This window comes from Clostridium beijerinckii (genome assembly GCF_008705175.1).
In the GTDB taxonomy this organism is placed as follows: domain Bacteria; phylum Bacillota; class Clostridia; order Clostridiales; family Clostridiaceae; genus Clostridium; species Clostridium beijerinckii.
Genome location: NZ_CP043998.1, coordinates 2,719,027 through 2,739,116, shown reverse-complemented (window position 1 = coordinate 2,739,116; position 20,090 = coordinate 2,719,027). Strand labels below are relative to the sequence as shown.

Genomic DNA, 20,090 nt, shown 5'->3' with positions numbered 1-20,090 from the left:
TATTTAACTGCAAAAATATTTCTTATTAATAATATAACTATGATTAAATATATTTATTCCTTTATAAGATTACATGAAAATTATACCATAACTCATATCGGTGATAAAAATCACTTTAATATTATTATGTAATATTTCATAAGCTAGACTCATATACTTAGTTATCAGTAAATTTATTTAATACTTTTATTTTAATTAATAAGTATAAGGCGGTGCGTTCATGGAATTAATGTATGTAAAATATATAAATGGCGAAAGACATTCTATAATAAAAAACGGAGATGATATTATAATGAGCAATTCAAAAATAATAAAATTCGATTCAGCTAAAAAGCAAAAATCTAATGAACATACTCCTTGTTTAAAAAAGAAAAATAATCAAGTCCATAATAATTCTAATGATAAAATTAATGAAGAAATTACCGACTTTTTCTTTAATGCTATTCACAAGAACTACCTATCTAATAGAAATAAATAGAATAGCTCGAACAAGCTATATTAGTAATTTTTATACTATTCTAAGCATAATAACTTAAATCTATTATTTATGGTGATTTCTATATACTCTACAAACCCTTATGTTCCCTATAAATTATTAACTTTCTAAGTTTTTTTATTGTTAAAAATTTAAATTCTTATATTCCTTTATTCTTAAATTCTTAAGTTCTTAAATTCTCGACTTTTTAAAAAGTTTCATTTAAATACATCTTCCATTAAAAAAGTATTCATTAGTAAGAACTTATATATTTTCTGCATTTTATAAAATAATATAATAATACCTCAGGCTCTTAATGTAATTAAAAACCTGAGGTATAATATTTAATTTAATAATTCATTTTTTATAATCTCATATTTTCACTTGTAATTTAATCCAAAAAATTTATTTCAGATTAAATATTCTCATTTATTGATTTGCATATCTCTTTAGAATTTCTATTATAATTTCAGTGCAAATGTCCATACTCTCAACTGCAATATGTTCAAATTCACCGTGGAAAGCATGGCCTCCTGTTCCAAGGTTAGGACATGGAAGTCCCATATAACTTAAAGTAGCACCATCAGTACCTCCTCTAATAGGTTCTATTATTGGAGCAACACCTAAATCTTTCATAGCATCTGTAGCGTTATCTATTAAATGCATACAAGGTTTTATAAGTTCAACCATATTTTTATATTGATCTTTTAATGTAACCCTAACTGTTCCTTCACCATATTTTTCATTCAATAATTTTTCTATTAATTGCATTGTTGATTTTCTATTTTCAAACTTTTCCTTATTATGATCTCTCAAAATATACTTTAGTGATGCATGTTCAGTATTTCCATTAAAACTATCTAAATAATAAAAACCTTCATATCCTTCTGTATGCTCAGGTCTTTCGCATGATGGCAGCATAGAATTAAATTCAATAGCTACATTTGTTGCATTAATCATTGTATTCTTTGCAGACCCTGGATGAACTGATACCCCATGAATATTCACTTCTGCTGCTGCAGCATTGAAATTCTCATATGAAATTTCACCTTCCTCGCCTCCATCAATTGTATATGCAAAATCTGCCCCGAAATTTTTTACATCAAATAAATGCGCTCCAAGTCCAACTTCTTCATCTGGAGTAAATCCGACACATATTTTCCCATGAGGAATATTTTCATTTATTATAGTTTCACATGCAGTAAGTATTTCTGCAATACCTGCTTTATCATCAGCTCCAAGCAATGATGTTCCATCTGTAGTAATTATAGTCTTACCTTTTAAGTTTTTTAAATGTGGAAACTTTTTAGGTGACAAAATGCTATTATTTCCTTTTAAAATAATATCGCCGCCATCATAATTTTCTATGATTTGTGGTTTTACATTTTTTCCATTAGCCGCTGGTGCTGTATCCATATGAGCTATAAGCCCTATACTTGCTTTATTTTCATATCCTTTTGTTGCAGGAATAACTCCATATACATAACAATGTTCATCAACTTTACAATCTTGAAGTCCAATTTCCTTCATTTCTTCAACTAATATATTAGCTAAATCAAATTGTCTTTTAGTTGTTGGATGTGTTTCTGAAGATTCATCTGAGGTAGTATATACCTTAACGTATTTTAATAAACGTTCATAAGCTTTCATATCTTTGTCTCCTTTTTATTTTATATAGCTTTCCAATAAAGAATTTCATATATTGGGAATTAATTATATATCTATTTTACTTTTTAGAATGACATAAATCAATAATTGATTTAAGAAAGTACTATACTCCCTTTATCCCGATAAAGTATTTTATTTTATATCTTGTGTATATTAAACACAAAAAAATGAATTCCATTGAAAAAAAGTTATATAAAAAATAATTTTTATATAACTTTTTAATGACTATTAGATAATTTAAATGCTCTGTAAAATATTAAAAGTTGTTCAACTTTGCTTGTATTATGCAAAATTGAACAACTCTAATTTATAAGATCTTTATTAGACACTCTTTAAAATGCTATAGATAAACAATTTAAAAATTCGACTTATTGATTAACATATTTACAAAATTGCTAAAACTTTAAGTTTATATCTTCACTAGAAATTATAAATATATTTGCGGAGAAAACATTTGAAAATGAGCTGTTAAAGGTTCTTAGCTGTAGGTTGTTCCATTTTAGCTTGTCAAACTGAAAGTTGGAGCATGCTAAAGTGGATACACCTGCTGCTTAGAATCTTCAGCGATATTTTCATAGCTTTTCGGAATCAAAATATTTATGATTTCGGTAAGTTATCACATAAATCTAGTTTTAAAGTTGGGTATCTATAATAAATATAATTTAATTTTTACTTTGTAATAAAAATACTTTATTTAGCAAATTCTATTATACCTTTTGATAGTTTCGCTATTCTTGCCAAAGAGTATACATCATATCCTTTGTCCTTAAGCATTTGAGCTCCTTTTTGGAATGACTTTTCTATTACTATTCCTATTCCTGCAACTTTTGCTCCAGCTTCTTCTATCAAACGTGCAGCCCCAAGTGCCGCTTCGCCATTTGCTAAAAAATCATCTATAACTAATATATTATCTTCATCATTTATATATTTTTTAGATAATGTCAACTCATAATCTAAACTTTTAGTAAATGAATGTACAGTTGTTTGATAAACATCACCATTTAGTATTTTTGAGTTTTGCTTTTTTAGAGTAACCATAGGCAAATTCATTTGCATTGCAGTCATCACAGCAGGTGCTATACCAGAACTTTCAATTGTAAACACCTTTGTTATTTTATGATTCTCAAAGTAATTTTTAAAGTATGTACCCATTTCGTACATTAATTCCGGATCCACTTGATGATTTAAAAATGAATCAACTTTCAGTACATTTTCTGACAATGCTTGTCCTTCTTCTAAAATTCTTTTATGTAAGCTTTCCATTCTATTCTACTCCACTCTTTTCTTGTTTTAATAATAAATTTAATATTAGCGCTGCAATAGTTCCAGTCGAAATACCTGATGAGAAAATCATTTTAAGACCTTCTGGTAATTGACTTATAAAATCAGGACGGAATGTAATTCCAACACCAAGTCCAATTGCTGTTGCTATTATTAATAAATTACGGTTATTTAATTCTACTCTGCTTAAAGTCTTAATACCCGATGCCGCAACTGTACCAAACATTACAATACCTACTCCACCCAAAACTGGTTGAGGCATTATATTTATTAGTGCTGCAAATTTTGGTAAAAACCCTAGTATTACGAGTATTATCCCAGCCATCATAGCCACATATTTACTTGCTACTTTTGTTAACGGAATTAAACCTACATTTTGACTGAAACATGTATTAGGGAAAGTTCCAAGAATACCTGCAAGCATGCTTCCAAGTCCATCAGATAATACTCCTGCTCCAATTCTCTTATCGTCCATTTCAACCTTTGAAACTTCTCCGATAGCTTTTAAACATCCTACTGTTCCAATTGTTGTAACAAAATAAGCAGGAATAAATGGAAGTACTAATTTAGGATCAAAATTAACTCCATGCTCAAATATCTTTGGAAATGATATAAAACTTGCTGAACTTACTGATGAAAAATCAACCATTCCAAGAGGAATACAAACAATGTATCCAATTGCCATTCCAATTAATATTGAGGCACTGCTTACTAATCCCTTTCCATATCTGTTTAACAATAAAGTTATAATCATTACAATCATAGCAATTGAAATATTAGTTAAGTTTCCATAATTAGGCGAACCACTACCACCAGCAGCCCAATCCATCGATACAGGTAATAGAGTTAGTCCTATCAATGTTATCACTGTTCCTGTAACAAGTGGTGGAAATAATTTCATCATAGGTCGTATTACAAAGCTTAAACCTATTCCGACTAATGACCCAAGTATTGTCCCACCTAATATTCCTGGAAGTCCGTAAATACTCCCAATTGCAATTGATGGTGCTACAAATGTAAAATCTGTTCCCATTATACATGCAACTCTTGCACCAACAGGACCAATACCTTTCGATTGAATAAAAGTTGCTATCCCAGCTGACAATATAGTTGCACTCATAAGTGCTGTTGATGTAACTATATCAAAACCTAATGCACTAGAAATAACTAATGGAACTACTATAATTCCTCCAAACGCAGCAAATATGTGCTGAAATCCTAGCAAAATTTGTGTAGATAAATTAGGCTTGTCTTCAACTCCATAAAGAAGCTCGCTAATTTCTTCATTTTTACAGTCCAAATCTTCGATTAAAATCTCTTTGTTACTTAATTCCATTTTCTTTCAATCTCCCTATGTAAAATTTAATCATACATAGACACGCAAATTCTTTATACATATATTCAGAAAAGTTTTCAAAAAAATACAACACCCCATCTTAAAGCTGAGGTGTTGTATTTATATGCGAATATAATAATACTTAGCACTAAAACACTACCTCGTAGTCTGCTAATTTACGGATAGCAGGTAGAGACTTTCCAACCATAATATCGGAAATATACGAGTCTTTTGTATGAACTGTTGACTTATTATATCACATATATATTTTTTAGACAAATACTTACTTATTATTTTTATAATTCTTTAATTTTCTCCAAAAATTCTTTTAAAACAAACATATTCTTTCGAACCATCATACCCTATATTTTTTATATTTTTAGAGTAGGTAGTTTTACAGTGCCGTTTTACCAAATTCAATTGCCCTTTTCTCACTATTAAAATATACATTAATATTTTTCAGATCTTCATCCAATGTAACCTTTGTCCTACCAAAGCAAAATACTGTGTTTGTATATGCTTTAGCAGCAGTTATTCTCCCATACTGTGGTACCATTAACGTTGTAGGTATATATGCTCTGCTCCCTACTACTCCTAAACTTATATTTTGACCGGCAGATAAGACTCCCCCTCTGGCCACCGAATCAGATCTTGTAAAAATTATATCCTTCATTGCAGTTAACTTTGAAGTATATTCACCTTTACCACCTATGATAATATTTCCTGTAGATTTTATCTCGCATTCTTGACAATAACCAATCCGAATATCTAGGGGGACTATTATATTCTTATCATAATAATCTATTTCATTATCCAATATGTTAAGTAAAGTTTTTAGATCATAAATTGACTTTATTTCCAAGATATTAAGTCCTAATATCTTTCCTTTTATAAAATCTACAAGTTTGCTGCGTTTTGTTTTATTTTTTATATTTAAAGAAATTATATTTAATGCTACTTTTTGAAAATTCCCAAAATTCTTCTCAGTCAGTGTCTTTACAAAATCTTTTCTTTCAAAATTTTGTAGATTCAATCCGTTAATATACTCTATCATACTAACTAAAATATTTTTAAATTCAGTAAGTACATCTGAATATTCTTTTTTTCTTATATCTACTTGTCCTGATAATATCTTTGAATTAATTGTGTTTCCTAAGATTGTTATTTCTCCACCTGTAACAACATTAGCCATATTAACATTTTGACTTACATCTAATGAACCTCCAGCGCTAACAAACATATTATCCTGTACGCTATCATAAACTTCTACATCTCCATAAAATTTAATGTTGCAAGTTTCCATATTTACTGATTCTACGGTGTAAATAGGATTTACGCTTACACTTCTATTAGCAATATGTGCTTTTCCATCAATAAGAGATATAATATGATTATTTTCAATCTTACATCCTTTTGATGCATCAATTGGTAAGCTTCGAATATATTCACGCTCTATAACTTTACCCAAAATATTCATTCCATTCTTTCCCGGAATCTCAGGGATTATTTCTGCGATTTTATCTCCAGCATTAACATTGGAAATTCTAAATAAATTTTTAAAGTCTACTTTCTCATTAGAATCTGGTTCTGGAAAAACCATTTGAGTTGGTGTAAAAAACAACTTTACCTCACTCGGTGTATCCTTAACTGGCTCCAATCCTTCTGCGACCAAAACTTCACTCGAGCACCCTTTTAAGATCAATTCTAAAGATTCTTCCTTTATTCCAAAAACTATTCCTTTTTCTTTTAGTTTTTTATATAACTCTTGAACAGTAAAGTATTCAGGTTCTTCTTTCAACAGAACTTCAGTAGATACAGCTAAATTTATGTAAAATTCCCTGTCCTTTATTTTGTATTCAGTCTTAGGTATATACTCCACTGTCATATAAGCTTTCATTTTATCTTCAGATATAGTTATATTTACTTCTCTCTTTGCAGGAGTTGTCTCGCAATTATAAGTAATCTTATCTTTTGAACTTACTTCATATGGTTTAAACTTTTCACATTCTACATCATTAATAAATAGATTTACATTTTCTTTAGCTTTTATAGTTATAATTTCCCCATTTATCCCATCAGCTATTATTATTTTCCCATTAACAACTTTAGCGCCTACTTCTTTTTCCATTCGTATCTATCCCCCAAAATATGACTTGGTTTTATTTTGTGTTAAATTCTTTATTGATTTCCAGAATATCCATAACTAAGTCTTTACTTATCTCAGGTGGAGTAAATTCTGGTTTGCTAAAATAATATCCTTGGAGATAGTCAACTCCAAATTCTATAAGTTTCGTTAATTCTTCTCTTGTTTCAACCCCTTCAGCTACAACTTTAATTTTTCTTTGTTTAGCATAAGATATGAGGTTTTTTGAAATCTGCTGCCTATTTAAATCTTTATCAATTCCTCTTACAATTTCCATATCTATTTTAACATAATCTGGTGTAATTGCTAACAATACTGCTTCATTATTATATCCTGAGCCAAAATCATCAATAGCAAGTTTGGCATTCCACTTTTCAATTACTTTTCTTTTTATAGAAATGTTATCTCCATTAGAGCGTTCATTTTCAAGTAGTTCTATTACTAATCTATCAAGATGTTCTCCATACAATTCTTCAAACCTCTTCCTATCCTCATATGATAAGACATAGTTTGGCAAAGAATTTATAAAAAGTTTAGCATCCTTGAATTCCTCTTTATTCCTTACAAAGCTCTCAAGAGCTTTAAAAAATGTAATTTTCTCTATTTCATATAATCGTGAATCAGCAGTTGCAAGCTTTATTATATGAAGCGGATTTTTAAGGGACTCTAACTGTGAACGCATAAGAGCTTCATACGCAAATATTTTTCCTGTTCTTGCATCTATTATTGGCTGAAATGCATACTTAATAAGTTTTTCATCAAGTAATTTATTTAAATCTTCTTGACTGCTGAACAAGAAAGAATCCTCAGTATATTCTTCTTTGTTAAACTCACTTATATTTCCTTTTACTGTTTTCTTAATTTTATACATTGCGAAATCTGAATATTTAGCTAAATCCTTAAAAGTTATAGCATCATGTGGATACCATGCTATCCCTGTTGATATTCTAACTTTCAATTCTCTATTATTAGGTAACTTAAGTACTGAATTCTCGATACCAGAATGAATACTTTTTACAATTTTTCTAATTTCGTACTTATCTTCATATCCGTATAAAAATGTATAGAACTCATCCCCTGATCTTCTTCCAACAACTCCTCCATATTTCTCAAATTCCTTTAATATTTCGGATGCTTTTCTTATGTATTCATCGCCATAATCATGTCCATAAGTATCATTTACATATTTCAAGTTATCTAAATCCCACATTATAAATGCTCCTACTTTAAGATCCTCGCTTTCTAATATTTCTTTTACTGTATTATGAAATGCTCTTCTATTTAACATATTAGTAAGTATATCATAATCTCTTTCATACTCTATTTTTTGCTTTTCTAAAATTTCTTGTGTAATATCACTTACTACTCCTAGAGTTCTAGACTCTTCCTCTAAAATTTTTAACTTAATCCACTTAGTTTCTTTATTCGCTCCTTTAATCCTATAAGTTTCTTCTTGAAAACTTTCTTTCTCCTCTGTTATCTTCTTTATAATTTTACTAAAATATCTTTTATCTACGTATGAATCAAATCGCTTTGATTTTTCAATTCCTATTACATCAAAAAATGTGTCTGTACATAGCACTACTTCATGTCCTATTTTATATTCAAAAGCGCCTATGGGCATATTGAATAATTTTATAATTTGAGACATTTTCGAAGCAGAGTCTGCCACGTTAGAACTTAACGTCATTATTGCTGATGACAACTCATCGATTTCTGAGATACTTATTTTCCCAAGTTCTATTGGTTTACTAGGATTACTTTCTCTAACATCCTGAGCTAAATTTCTTATTGGCTTCGTAACCCTTTCACCTACAATAACAATTACTATTATTCCCCCCAGAGTCGAAATAATTAATGATACCGATAGAAGCCTTTCAAATCTCTCTGAATAATATAGAAGATTATCCTTTTCTATTATTCCAATAATTGCCCAAGTATCTTTTTCAAATGGTGTATTTGTATTATATAAATTAATATATTTTGTTGATGCATAAGCTATATTTTTTGAATCTGGTTCTTTTATCTCATATATTGAATCATATATTTCTTTTTTATTAAACTGAATATTTTTTTCTTCTCCAAGTATTTTTCCTGCTAATGGTCCTGTTGTTGTAATCTTTTCAAAGTTCATATTCTTGTTATCGTCAACGCCTACTAGATAAACACCTCTCCCATTAGAGTCTATTTCATCATATGAAAGTAATGAATTTAAATAATTTAATGAAATAGCAATTCCAAGAACTCCGTATGGTTTGCCATTTTCATCTAACAACGGAACTGAATAAGTAACAATTTGTATATCTTTATCACTTAATGAAAATGGTTTACTCCAATATCCTAAATCCTTATAAGATAATCCTTTATTATCTACAGCTGCGTTGATAGGCTTTGAAAAAAATTCTTCTGGAGATGAATTCTTATTCTGATTAAATATAAACCTGTTATTCCACCATGTATCTAAAGGAATCCCCAAATTTTGTGCAATGGAAGCAGGACCTCTTTCCATCAATAAATCTGATTTATCACTTGGATTTGAATTAGGATCTAAATCTCTAAAATATAATCCTACTTTTTCTTCAGAATTATTATCAAGTATTAAAAATGCTCCAGTTACATAATTCTTTCTGAGCATAAATATCAAATCACTCGAAACATCTTCCAATAACTCTTTAGTGAATTGTGTGTTGCTGTCCAAATCCTTTACCGTAATCCCATTACTATGAAGCTTGTGCAAAATATTAGCATTAATCAAGCTTTCAGATTCACTAACATTACTCCAATGTTGAATCATCTCATTTTGAATGTAACTACCTCTTGATTGAATTTTCTGGTTTAACAAATTAAATGAATTATTTTTAAGAATCCCAACAATTCCACTCAATAGAACCACACTTACAAAAAGCACTACTTGTGCTAATACAACAATTACCATTGGAATAAGTAACTTTCTAATTATAGAGTTCTTATTTTTTATTAAGAACATTATTTCACCCCGCTCGCAGTGACTTTGAACCTTTGTAATTTTATGAATTACAAATCAAATTAAGTAACTGCATTAATGCTTTTTCTTAAATCTTCAAGCCAATTATTAAAATTATCATCTGTGTTAAAACTCTTTATAGCTTCTTCTCTAGAAATTCCTTTTTTCAACAAAGATTTAACTTTTTCTCTATCTATTTTTGCTTTTTCCAGCATAGATTTTTCTAAAATATCTCTTGCTTCATCTGCGCCATTAAAAGCTTTACTTGCATAAAACTTGTATGTTCTTTCCTGATCTATAGCTTCTAAAACAGCTTCTTGTGACTTTTTGGGGACATCCAAAACATCGTTATTATTAATTTTCCCCTCAATAAATTCACTATGATTTGCTTCTTTCTTAACAGGTAAATATCCAGCTGCTATTGAAAACTTAGCATTTCTATCAGACTCTGTAAACCACTTCAAAAATTCTGTAACTGCATATTCATGTCTAGAGTCAGATTTAATCATGACCATACCTGCACCTTGCTGTGGCATATACGCAACTTTTGAATCTTTAAACTTAGGAAGCGGTAAAATCATCGATTCAATTTTATAGTTTTGATCATCATTTGTTATAACTGAATCTGGAAAATACCCTGCTCCAGACGTAGATCCTACTAATGCGATTATATTTCCTACCTTTGCATCATCAGAACGAAATCTGCCATATGCTCCGTAATATCCATTTATATATGGCACATAAAAATTATCCCATAGCTTTCTCATAACCTTTTCATTAATATTAACCTCTAGCTTGCCATTAGTAACCTTGAATATCTCCTCACCCAATTCTTGACTTCCAATTATCATGTAATTTGCCATAGCATCTCTTCCGAAAAAAGTTTTCCCGTCATCTTTAGCTTCTGTTTTTCTATCAGTCCAATCATAGTATTTTTTAGCTAAATTTGCGATCCCTTCCCAAGTATTAAACTCACTTATATCTGCATTTGTTTCTTCGGAAAACGTTTCCCAATCTGTTTTGTTTACTATTAAAATTTCTGTAGATTTAGCTAATGGAAATATAGTTAGCTTATCTTCAGTATCCAATTTTCCTTCATTTATGTAACTGTCTATATATTTATTTATTTCATTCTCTGACATATATTTGCCAAAGTCTGATAAAAGTCCTAACTTCTCTATCTCATAAGCTGTATCTGGATATGCCATAAAAGCATCTGGCATTTTTTCTGCTCCAACTTTTTTCTTTGTGATATCAATGACCTTATCCGTAAGTTCACTTACGCTTCCTTGATTAAATGCCTCAACAATTATTCCTTTGTCTTTACCTACGCTTTTATTAAATTCCTCTACCATTTTATCAAACTGTATTTTTTGTATTCCATTATAATAATGCCATACTTCCACTGCAACAGGATTGTCCTTATCCAGACCATAATTATCTCTTGTATCAATTTTACATCCTGTAAAAGCAATAGAATTTATTAATAACATAACTATTGTTATAGATAATGTCCTAAAGTTTTTTAACATTTTCCCCTCCCATTATAATATTTTCATTATGTACTATATAATTATAGGTTAAAATTCATATAAATTCCATAAAATAATGTAAAAACCATGTATATAAAAGAATCACTTCTACTCGCACATGGTTTTTCATATAAACTATAGTTTTATTTTTCCTCCAATTATTATGCATTTTGAACTTTTGCTATGACCAATTTCACTAGTTTTTATAATTGGAATATTAGAATTTTCTACTATCTCTTTAGTAATTTCCAAAATGTTTGGAACGTGTTTTTCTCTTTCCATTTCACTGAATTCACCAAGAATTATTCCTTTAACTTGTTCAAATACTCCCAGTTGTTTATATTGTGTCAAATACGTGAACATCTTTGGAACGTCACCACCTAAACTTTCTAAGAAAATAATTTTATCTTTAAAATCTGGCATATATTTTGTACCTGCCAGTTTTAATAAACATCGAAGATTTCCTCCTACCACAATTCCTTCCATAGCACATCCTTGCACCCATTCATAATTAAATGTTAAAAGTTTACTTCCATTATCCATAAATGTATTTTTAAATTCTTCCACTTGAACTTCTCTTCTATCACCAATTAAATTCCTTATTTGATATAAATAAGTCTTCATATTTGTTTGAGAATATATAGCATTAATAACTACAGACAAATCACTATACCCAAAAAATGGTTTCATATTATTTCTTATCGTTTCAAAATTCAAATGATCCAATATGCCATTAGCTAAGTCTCCACCGGATACATCAAAAATCCCCTTAATATCATTATCTATAAAAAAATTCATTAATATTTCAGCTTTTTCTTTATTACTCCCATTAAATACAGAATAATTTTTATATAAATTATCACTAAATACAGGTATAAGTCCTAATTCTTTCAATGCTTGTCCTAGCTCGTTCATCTTTAATATATTACTTTTATCTAAGCCATTTGAACAAGCAACAATTCCTACTTTATCACCTTTACTAAATAATTCCATAAACATTATCTCCCTCTAAATTTATATAGTATTAACGGCAGTAAGTATACTGCCGTTAATATTTTAGTATATAATTTTCATAAAATTTGTACGCTATTAATCTAATATATTTAGACTTTTCTTACACAAGCGTACACTGTGGTATTTGCTAAAGTGCTGCTTTAAAAATCTTTAATATATCATTTTCATCTAATGGCTTAAAAGCATACTTAAAATATGGATTCATAGCCTTTTTTGCCATTAATTCTAACTTATCTTCTTTAATGCCAACTTCCCTTAAAGTACTTGGTATACCCAATTCCTTAAAGAATTCAGATGTCTTTTCTATTGCTTTATTTGCTATTTCAAACTTATCTAAGTTTTTATCTATTCCCCAAACATTTATTCCATATTGAGCAAACTTAAAAACAGTAGTATCGTCTAAAGAATATTTCATCCAATGAGGTGTTAATATAGCCAATCCAACCCCATGTGTTATATCATAAAAAGCACTCAATTCATGCTCCATTGGATGTACCACCCAAGGTGAATTTGTTCCATATGAAATCAAGCCATTAATAGCCCAGCTTGAAGCCCACATTAAATTTGCTCTTGCATCGTAATCCTTTGGATTCTCTATTGCAATCTTACCATATTTTATGCAAGCTCTAAGTAATCCTTCGGCTGTACTATCTTGGATATCCACACCCTTTGTATGATTAAAATAAGTTTCAAATATATGACTCATAATATCAGCAGTTCCAGCTGCAGTTTGATTTTTAGGAACTGAATAAGTATACTCAGGATCTAAAATTGAAGCTTTTGGTTTCATATTTTCATGACCTGTACCCAATTTTTGATTAGTTGTCATATCAGAAATCACAGCATGTGGATCCATCTCAGAACCAGTCGCTGATAGTGTTAATATTGTTACTATAGGCAATACTTCATTAATTTTTTGTGGACTAGTTACTAAATCCCATGGATCTCCTTCGTATTTTACTCCTGCCGCAATAACTTTCGCACAATCTATTGTACTTCCGCCTCCTACAGCAAGAACTACTTCAACATTATTTTCCTTACAAATTTTAATTCCTTTTCTTACTGTTTCAATTCTTGGATTTGGCTCTATTCCTGACAATTCAACATATGATATTGAATTATCATTTAATATTTTAATCATTTCATCGTATAACCCAATTTTCTTAATACTTCCTCCGCCATATGCTATAAGTATTTTATTACCATATTCTTTAATTATGGCAGCAAGATTTTTGATTTGCCCTTTTCCAAAATAAACTTTAGTAGGTATTGAATAATTAAAATTTTCCATAAACGCTCTCTCCTTATAATATATAATTTAAGTTATAATTATTAAAAATAGTAATCCATGAATTTTGTTTCTCATACCTCAATCTATATTATTTTTTCATATCATAATATAAGAATATCAGGTAATAAATCCATGAATATGAACCTTTCCTATAAATTTTACACCTTAGAGTTAACTTTATGTCAAGTATATATATTTATTATTTTGGTAAAATGAAAAACTAACTTCTTGATTGCAAGAGTAAATTCGTTATTAACGACTTTACTCTTGCACTTAACTATATTTATTATTTATAAAATTTTAAATGTCATTATCTTTTATCATTTTATAAATAATAATTTTATCATCTTTCATTTTTCCATTTAAGATAAATTATTATACCTTGCTTGTTAAATATTAAGATTCAACTCTTTTCTATTCAAAATAAAAAAGACAAAACTCACAGCTTGATTGATTAAACCAAACATAAGTTTTGCCTAGAAATTACTTATAACAATTTATTTTTTAATAGATTATTGCATAACACCGTTCCAATCAAGATAATAACCGCCTACATACGTATTATATGCCATAGATCCATCTGAATTTAAATAATACCAGTTGTTTCCATCGTTTATCCATCCAGTCTGCATTACTCCATTAGAATCCATGTAATACCATTGTCCTCTTACCATTTTCCAACCACTTACTGGAACACCTTGTTCAATCAATATCCATTTTCCATCTGAAGTCTTTCCCCAAAAATCTCCTCTGTTTCCTGTGCTCGGTGAACTGCTTACGATAGCATTTCCTACACTTGTGTCTACAGCAGTTGTTGCACTTGAAGTATTGTCTTTACTTGTTGTATCACTAGTATCCTTATCCTTTGCATCCGGGGTCTGCGTACTTGAAAATGAGTTTTTATAGGAATCAACTTTATAGTTACTTTTGTCTATGTCTTTTGCATCCCATCCTGGAGTTAAATTGTTTAATTCATCTTTAGTATAATCGCTCTTATCCGAACTTGCTGCATAAGTACAAGATCCTTGAGCTAGGAATGCTAATAAGGCTAAAGATAAAATTCTTAATTTGTTATTCTTCATTTTGCTCATCTCCTAGAATATTTAATGTAATTTAATATTTATGTCTCAATTATATTCTTATAATTAATTATCGATTATAGCTATTAACACTTTAGCCTTTTTTATCTCTATTTAACACTACTTAAGCTAATTTCCATTTTCAAGAATCCTAATTATTAAATTCTATCGAATTTTATTTGCTTATATCACTTCTGCTCAACATATAACATATTTATTTAAATCATATATTCATCTAACTTTTCTGATTAAACTTTTTACAAATCTCTATCATATCCTTCTGTGCATTAACAATTTTACCTTCACTTTTAATTTTTGTATAAGAACCATCTTCTAGCAATATCCTACTTTTAACATTATCTTTTATATATAATTCAAGCATTTCTTTAAGTTCCTTTTTTATAAGATTATCTTCTATTACTGTCATAGTTTCAACTCTTTTGTCTAAATTCCTATACATCCAGTCAGCACTTGATATATATGTGTCTTCTTTTCCATTATTATAAAAATAATATATTCTGCTGTGTTCCAAATATCTTCCTACAATGCTTCTCACTGTTATATTATCACTTAAGCCTTTAACTCCAGGTCTTAATGAGCAAATTCCTCTAACTATAAGTTCTACTTTAACTCCAGCTTGTGATGCCTTATATAAAGCTATCATAAGTTTTCTATCAACTAACGAATTCATTTTTGCAATTATTTTTGCTTTCTTTCCATTTTTAGCATGCTCAGTTTCTCTTTCAACTAGATGCTCCAACTTTTTTCGTAATCCGTACGGTGCAATAGTTATTTTACTCATATTTTCAGGTTTAAAATATCCTGAAAGCATATTAAATATAACTGATGCATCTTCTCCATATTCAGGCTTTGATGTTATTATCCCAATGTCTGTATAGAATTTAGCTGTTACATCATTATAATTTCCAGTTCCTAAATGAACATATCTTTTAATACCTTTTTTTTCTTTTCTAACAATCAATAATATTTTACTATGAGTTTTTAATCCAATCACACCATATATAACATGACATCCCGCTTTTTCAAGCTGCCTTGCCCAATGAATGTTATTTTCTTCGTCAAACCTAGCTTTAAGTTCAACTAATACTGTTACCTGCTTTCCGTTTTCTGCTGCTTTTGAAAGAGCAGCTATTATAGGTGAATTCCCACTTACTCTGTATAGGGTTTGCTTTATAGCTAGTACTTTTTCGTCCTGAGCAGCAGTTTCTACTAATTTTACTACTAATGAAAAACTTTCATATGGGTGGTGTAGAAAAATATCCTTCTTGCTTATTTCTTGAAATATATCCTCTTCTTGTAATTCCTTAACTTGCAGACTCTTTATTTGCTCAAACTTAAGTTCACTATATCCCTTAATACTATATAATTTATTTATAAATGTTAAATCAATTGGCCCTTTTATACAAAATATTTGATCCTCCGAAATTTCAAATTCTTGTTCTAATTTATTTATGATCCTGGTATCATTTGTTTCTTCAATTTCTAATCTTACGGCAAGCCCCCACCTTCTCTGCTTAAGAGATTCTTCTATTGTTTCAAGCAAATCTTCTGCTCCTTCTTCATTTAAACTTAAATCTGCATTTTTAGTTATTCTATAGCACGCTGTTGTTAATACTTTAAATCCAAACAATTCCTTTAAGTGGTTTTTTATGACATCTTCCAATAATACAAAGTTTTCACCTATCCCTCCTGGTATAGGAACTAATCTCCCTAAAACTGATGGTACTTGAATTGTAGCAAACAATTCTTGTTCACTCTTACTTTCTTTTAATATAACACCTATATTTAATGTTTTATTTAACAACAAAGGAAATGGTCTACCTGAATCAATTACCATAGGTGTTAAAACTGGATATAATATATTTTTATAATAGTCATTTATAAATTCTAATTGTTCTTCATTTAACATATCATACGTGAAAATTCTTATATTTCTGGAACCTAAGTGGTCATATAAATGCTCATATGTATGATATTGGTCCTTAACCATCTCCCTAACTCTATAAAGTATTTTACTAATCTGTTCACTTGGTGTTAAGCCAGAAACTTCTCTTTCATCAAATCCTGCTTGAATTTGACTATATAATGATCCAATTCTCACCATAAAAAATTCATCGAGATTGGAACTTGATATGGATAAAAATTTTAATCGTTCCAATAAGGGGTTCGTATTATCCTTAGCTTCATCTAAAACTCGTTGATTAAATTCCAACCAACTAAGTTCACGATTAAAAAAATTTTCGTAATTATCATATGTATAATTTTCATCCATAATTATTCTCCTCATCCTATAAGCTAATCATTTTCAACTTAATTTAATTATTTGTAAATATAGTATTTTAAATACACATTGAATAATGTAATATATTTAAATGTATACTAATATAATCTAATATTTTTGTTAACTTTAAGTTAAAATGTTATTATATACAAGTTAACTTTTTATCATATTTTTATATAGAGGAGGAGTGAACAATGAAAAATATCGCAGTTATTGATATAGGTTCCAATTCAATGAGGGTTCTAGTATATGAAATATATAAGAATAATTCATTTAAAATAATTGATGAAGAAAAAAGAATGACAAGACTTGGTCAGTTTATTGATGAAAATGACAATTTATCAAATGAAGGAATAGGTAAGTTGTTAATTACTTTAGAATTCTTCAAGATTTTATGCGAGAAAAATGATGTAGTCGAAATAATTGTAGTTGCTACTGAGGCAATCAGACGTGCAAAAAATAGAGATCATATTTTATCTTTGGTAAAAGAGAAGACTAAATTAGATATTAGAATTCTTAGTGGAATTGAAGAATCAGCTTATGGATATATAACAATCAAAGCTACCATGGATATAAAGGATGCTTTACTTATTGATATTGGCGGTTCAAGCATGGAAATCACTTTAATGAAAGATAAAAAAATACTTAATGGAGTAAGTTTACCTCTCGGCTCCATACCACTAACTAAGCTATTTCCTTTTGATGTGTCAGCAGACAAAAATACTATTTCAGCATTTAAGAAATTTATATTTAATGAATTTGATAAGTTACCTTGGCTAAAGCTTGCTCAAAATTTGCCTTTAATAGGAATTGGCGGAACAGCTCGTTCGATTGGTAAAATTCACAAGAAATTTATTAAATATCCACTTGATCTGCTCCATAATTATACTATGCTTTTTGATGAAGTTAAAATAATTCATGAATATGTTCTCAATCTTAATACGAACCAAAAGGCAAAATTAAAGGGATTACCTAGAGAAAGATCTGACATATTTACCGCACCTTTCTCGGCACTTGTAATGCTTATGAACTATTGCAATTGTCCTGCTTTTAGAATTAGTCAATATGGAATCCGTGAAGGTGTTTTATACGAAAAACTCTTGAATAAAGATCTTGATAATCTTGATATTTTAGATTATTCATTGAACAATATTTTAACAAATAATGACTTAAATATTTCACATGCTGAAAAAATACGTGATTTATCTCTTGTATTTTTTAAATACCTTGAAAAACCAAATTATGAATTTTTAGAATTAGAATATAAACTTCTTGGTGCAGCAGCTAAATTGCATGATTTGGGGATAAGTATTTCCATAAAACATGCTTATAAACACAGCTTATATATAATAATTAACTCCTTAATTTCAGGACTTACACATAAACAAATATTAATGCTTGGTTACGCCATAGCACTAAGCGGTAAATTTGATTACAAATTATCAGATGAATATAAAAATATCCTTAGAAAAGAGGAGATTCTAATATGCAAAAAAATTTCAATAATATTATGTCTTGCTCATAAAATTGATAAGTATTTTTATAATAGCTTATCCGAAGTCACAATTATAAACCAGAAAGATACTTTTAAGTTAACACTTCCAAAGAGTAGTGTTAAATACATGCAAGATAGTTTACCTGTGGAAATGGATGAAAACTTTAAGAAATGTTTCAACAAAAAGTTATCTATTATCCCATTATAGGTTTTACTTAAATATTTATATGATATATTTGCTTTAAAATATGATATAATTCATATAATAGTAAATTAAGTTAAAGTAAAATAAGGAGATAGTACCGTTATATGAAAATTGAATTTGATAAAAAATTATTCAAGTATTCCATATATATAGTTATTACAGCAGTTATACTATATATAGCATTTTTAATTATTTTAAATATGGGATTATTATTTAGATCTGCATTTGACTTTCTAGGGTATTTAACTAATTTAATTAAGCCGCTGATTTTCGGTATCATAATAGCATATCTTTTATATCCTATAACTAGAGGCATTGAAACTTTTCTAAAGCAGAACAGACTATATAAATTAGAGAAGGCATCTACTCGAAGAATTATAGCAATTATGATTACATATGTCTTAATTATTGGTATATTTTCAGGCTTAATCTTAGGAATCTATTTTATGATAGGCGGTCAGATATCAAATAATACTACTATTATAAATATGACTCAACACATTTCCCTATACTTAAAGAGTAATTCCTTTTCAACTGAATCCATAAAAGGGACTTTAGATAGGCTGGATAATTCTTTTATAGATAATATAAAACCTTATATTATTAGCGGAATTATATATTTACAAAGATATGTTGAAAGCAACTTAGGAAATATGACATCATATATAATGTCAATTGGAAGTGGTGTTGCAACATTTTTTATTGCACTTGTAATTAGTATATATCTTCTAAAGGATTCTGAATATTTTATAGCACTATGGAATAAGCTTTATTATTTAGTATTTGGTAAAAGTATTTTAGGCAATAAAATTATTTACGTTTTTAGAGTTGTTCATGAAGTCTTTGCTAAGTACCTGCGCGGTCAATTGCTAGAAGCTTTTTTCGTTGGAGTTTTATCAGCGATAGCACTTTCAATTGTTGGAATAGATTACGCTTTTGTAATTGGTATAATTGCAGGAATAAGCAATATGATTCCATATGTAGGCCCAATTATTGGCACTATTCTTGCTGCTATTATGGGACTTTTAAGTGGTACACCTATAAGAATAGTTTACGCCATAGTTGCTATGCTAGTTGTACAACAAATTGATAATAATCTTCTAGCCCCTAAAATTGTTGGAAATAGTGTAGGTTTACATGCGGTATTTACAATGATGGCTATACTAATTGGTGGCAATGTAGGCGGGTTATTAGGAATGCTCCTTGCTGTACCAGTTGCTGCTTCATGTAAAGTTCTATTTAATAATTGGTACGAAAATTACATAGAAAAGCAAAAGCAGTCATAA

At 29.0% G+C, this 20,090-nt stretch carries 13 protein-coding genes and 1 riboswitch; of the genes, 3 read left to right on the top strand and 10 right to left on the bottom strand.

Going from position 1 to position 20,090, the window contains the following annotated elements:
• Positions 1-220 precede the first annotated feature (220 nt).
• Complete coding sequence (locus tag F3K33_RS12420) at positions 221-478, top strand: hypothetical protein (RefSeq protein ID WP_012058643.1); 258 nt, start codon at positions 221-223, stop codon at positions 476-478.
• 426 nt (positions 479-904) lie between these two features.
• On the opposite strand, the gene pepT is transcribed toward F3K33_RS12420, so the two are convergent.
• From pepT to F3K33_RS12370, 10 genes are all read right to left on the bottom strand, one after another.
• Entirely contained in the window at positions 905-2,125 is a 1,221-nt protein-coding gene (gene pepT / locus F3K33_RS12415; RefSeq protein WP_012058642.1) for a peptidase T, read from the bottom strand.
• A 708-nt stretch (positions 2,126-2,833) separates the two neighbouring features.
• On the bottom strand, positions 2,834-3,406 hold the full coding sequence (locus F3K33_RS12410; RefSeq protein ID WP_023976518.1) for a xanthine phosphoribosyltransferase: 573 nt from the start codon (positions 3,404-3,406) through the stop codon (positions 2,834-2,836).
• Position 3,407: 1 nt separating this feature from the next.
• Positions 3,408-4,760, bottom strand: a complete 1,353-nt coding sequence (locus F3K33_RS12405) for a nucleobase:cation symporter-2 family protein (RefSeq protein WP_023976519.1) — start codon at positions 4,758-4,760, stop codon at positions 3,408-3,410.
• A 144-nt stretch (positions 4,761-4,904) separates the two neighbouring features.
• Positions 4,905-5,006, bottom strand: a riboswitch (purine riboswitch).
• Positions 5,007-5,154: 148 nt separating this feature from the next.
• Positions 5,155-6,888, bottom strand: a complete 1,734-nt coding sequence (locus F3K33_RS12400; RefSeq protein WP_023976520.1) for a flagellar assembly protein A — start codon at positions 6,886-6,888, stop codon at positions 5,155-5,157.
• Between the two features lie 31 nt (positions 6,889-6,919).
• Positions 6,920-9,889 (bottom strand): bifunctional diguanylate cyclase/phosphodiesterase, encoded by a 2,970-nt coding sequence (locus tag F3K33_RS12395; RefSeq protein WP_039769748.1) that lies wholly within the window; start codon positions 9,887-9,889, stop codon positions 6,920-6,922.
• 59 nt (positions 9,890-9,948) lie between these two features.
• On the bottom strand, positions 9,949-11,418 hold the full coding sequence (locus F3K33_RS12390) for an extracellular solute-binding protein (RefSeq protein ID WP_023976522.1): 1,470 nt from the start codon (positions 11,416-11,418) through the stop codon (positions 9,949-9,951).
• A 135-nt stretch (positions 11,419-11,553) separates the two neighbouring features.
• Entirely contained in the window at positions 11,554-12,411 is an 858-nt protein-coding gene (locus F3K33_RS12385; protein ID WP_039769750.1) for a S66 family peptidase, read from the bottom strand.
• A 148-nt stretch (positions 12,412-12,559) separates the two neighbouring features.
• Positions 12,560-13,723 (bottom strand): iron-containing alcohol dehydrogenase, encoded by a 1,164-nt coding sequence (locus tag F3K33_RS12380; RefSeq protein ID WP_039769752.1) that lies wholly within the window; start codon positions 13,721-13,723, stop codon positions 12,560-12,562.
• Between the two features lie 512 nt (positions 13,724-14,235).
• A complete protein-coding gene (locus F3K33_RS26965) occupies positions 14,236-14,805 on the bottom strand; it encodes a cell wall-binding protein (protein ID WP_023976524.1) in 570 nt (189 codons plus the stop codon).
• Positions 14,806-15,037: 232 nt separating this feature from the next.
• Positions 15,038-17,095 (bottom strand): RNA degradosome polyphosphate kinase, encoded by a 2,058-nt coding sequence (locus F3K33_RS12370; protein ID WP_039769754.1) that lies wholly within the window; start codon positions 17,093-17,095, stop codon positions 15,038-15,040.
• Between the two features lie 203 nt (positions 17,096-17,298).
• Here F3K33_RS12370 and ppx point away from each other — a divergent pair, with 203 nt between their 5' ends.
• Both ppx and F3K33_RS12360 read left to right on the top strand, forming a co-directional pair.
• Positions 17,299-18,807: an exopolyphosphatase gene (ppx, locus tag F3K33_RS12365; RefSeq protein WP_023976525.1), complete on the top strand. Its 1,509-nt coding sequence runs from the start codon at positions 17,299-17,301 to the stop codon at positions 18,805-18,807.
• A 101-nt stretch (positions 18,808-18,908) separates the two neighbouring features.
• Positions 18,909-20,090, top strand: coding sequence for an AI-2E family transporter (locus F3K33_RS12360; RefSeq protein WP_023976526.1), 1,182 nt, complete (start codon positions 18,909-18,911; stop codon positions 20,088-20,090).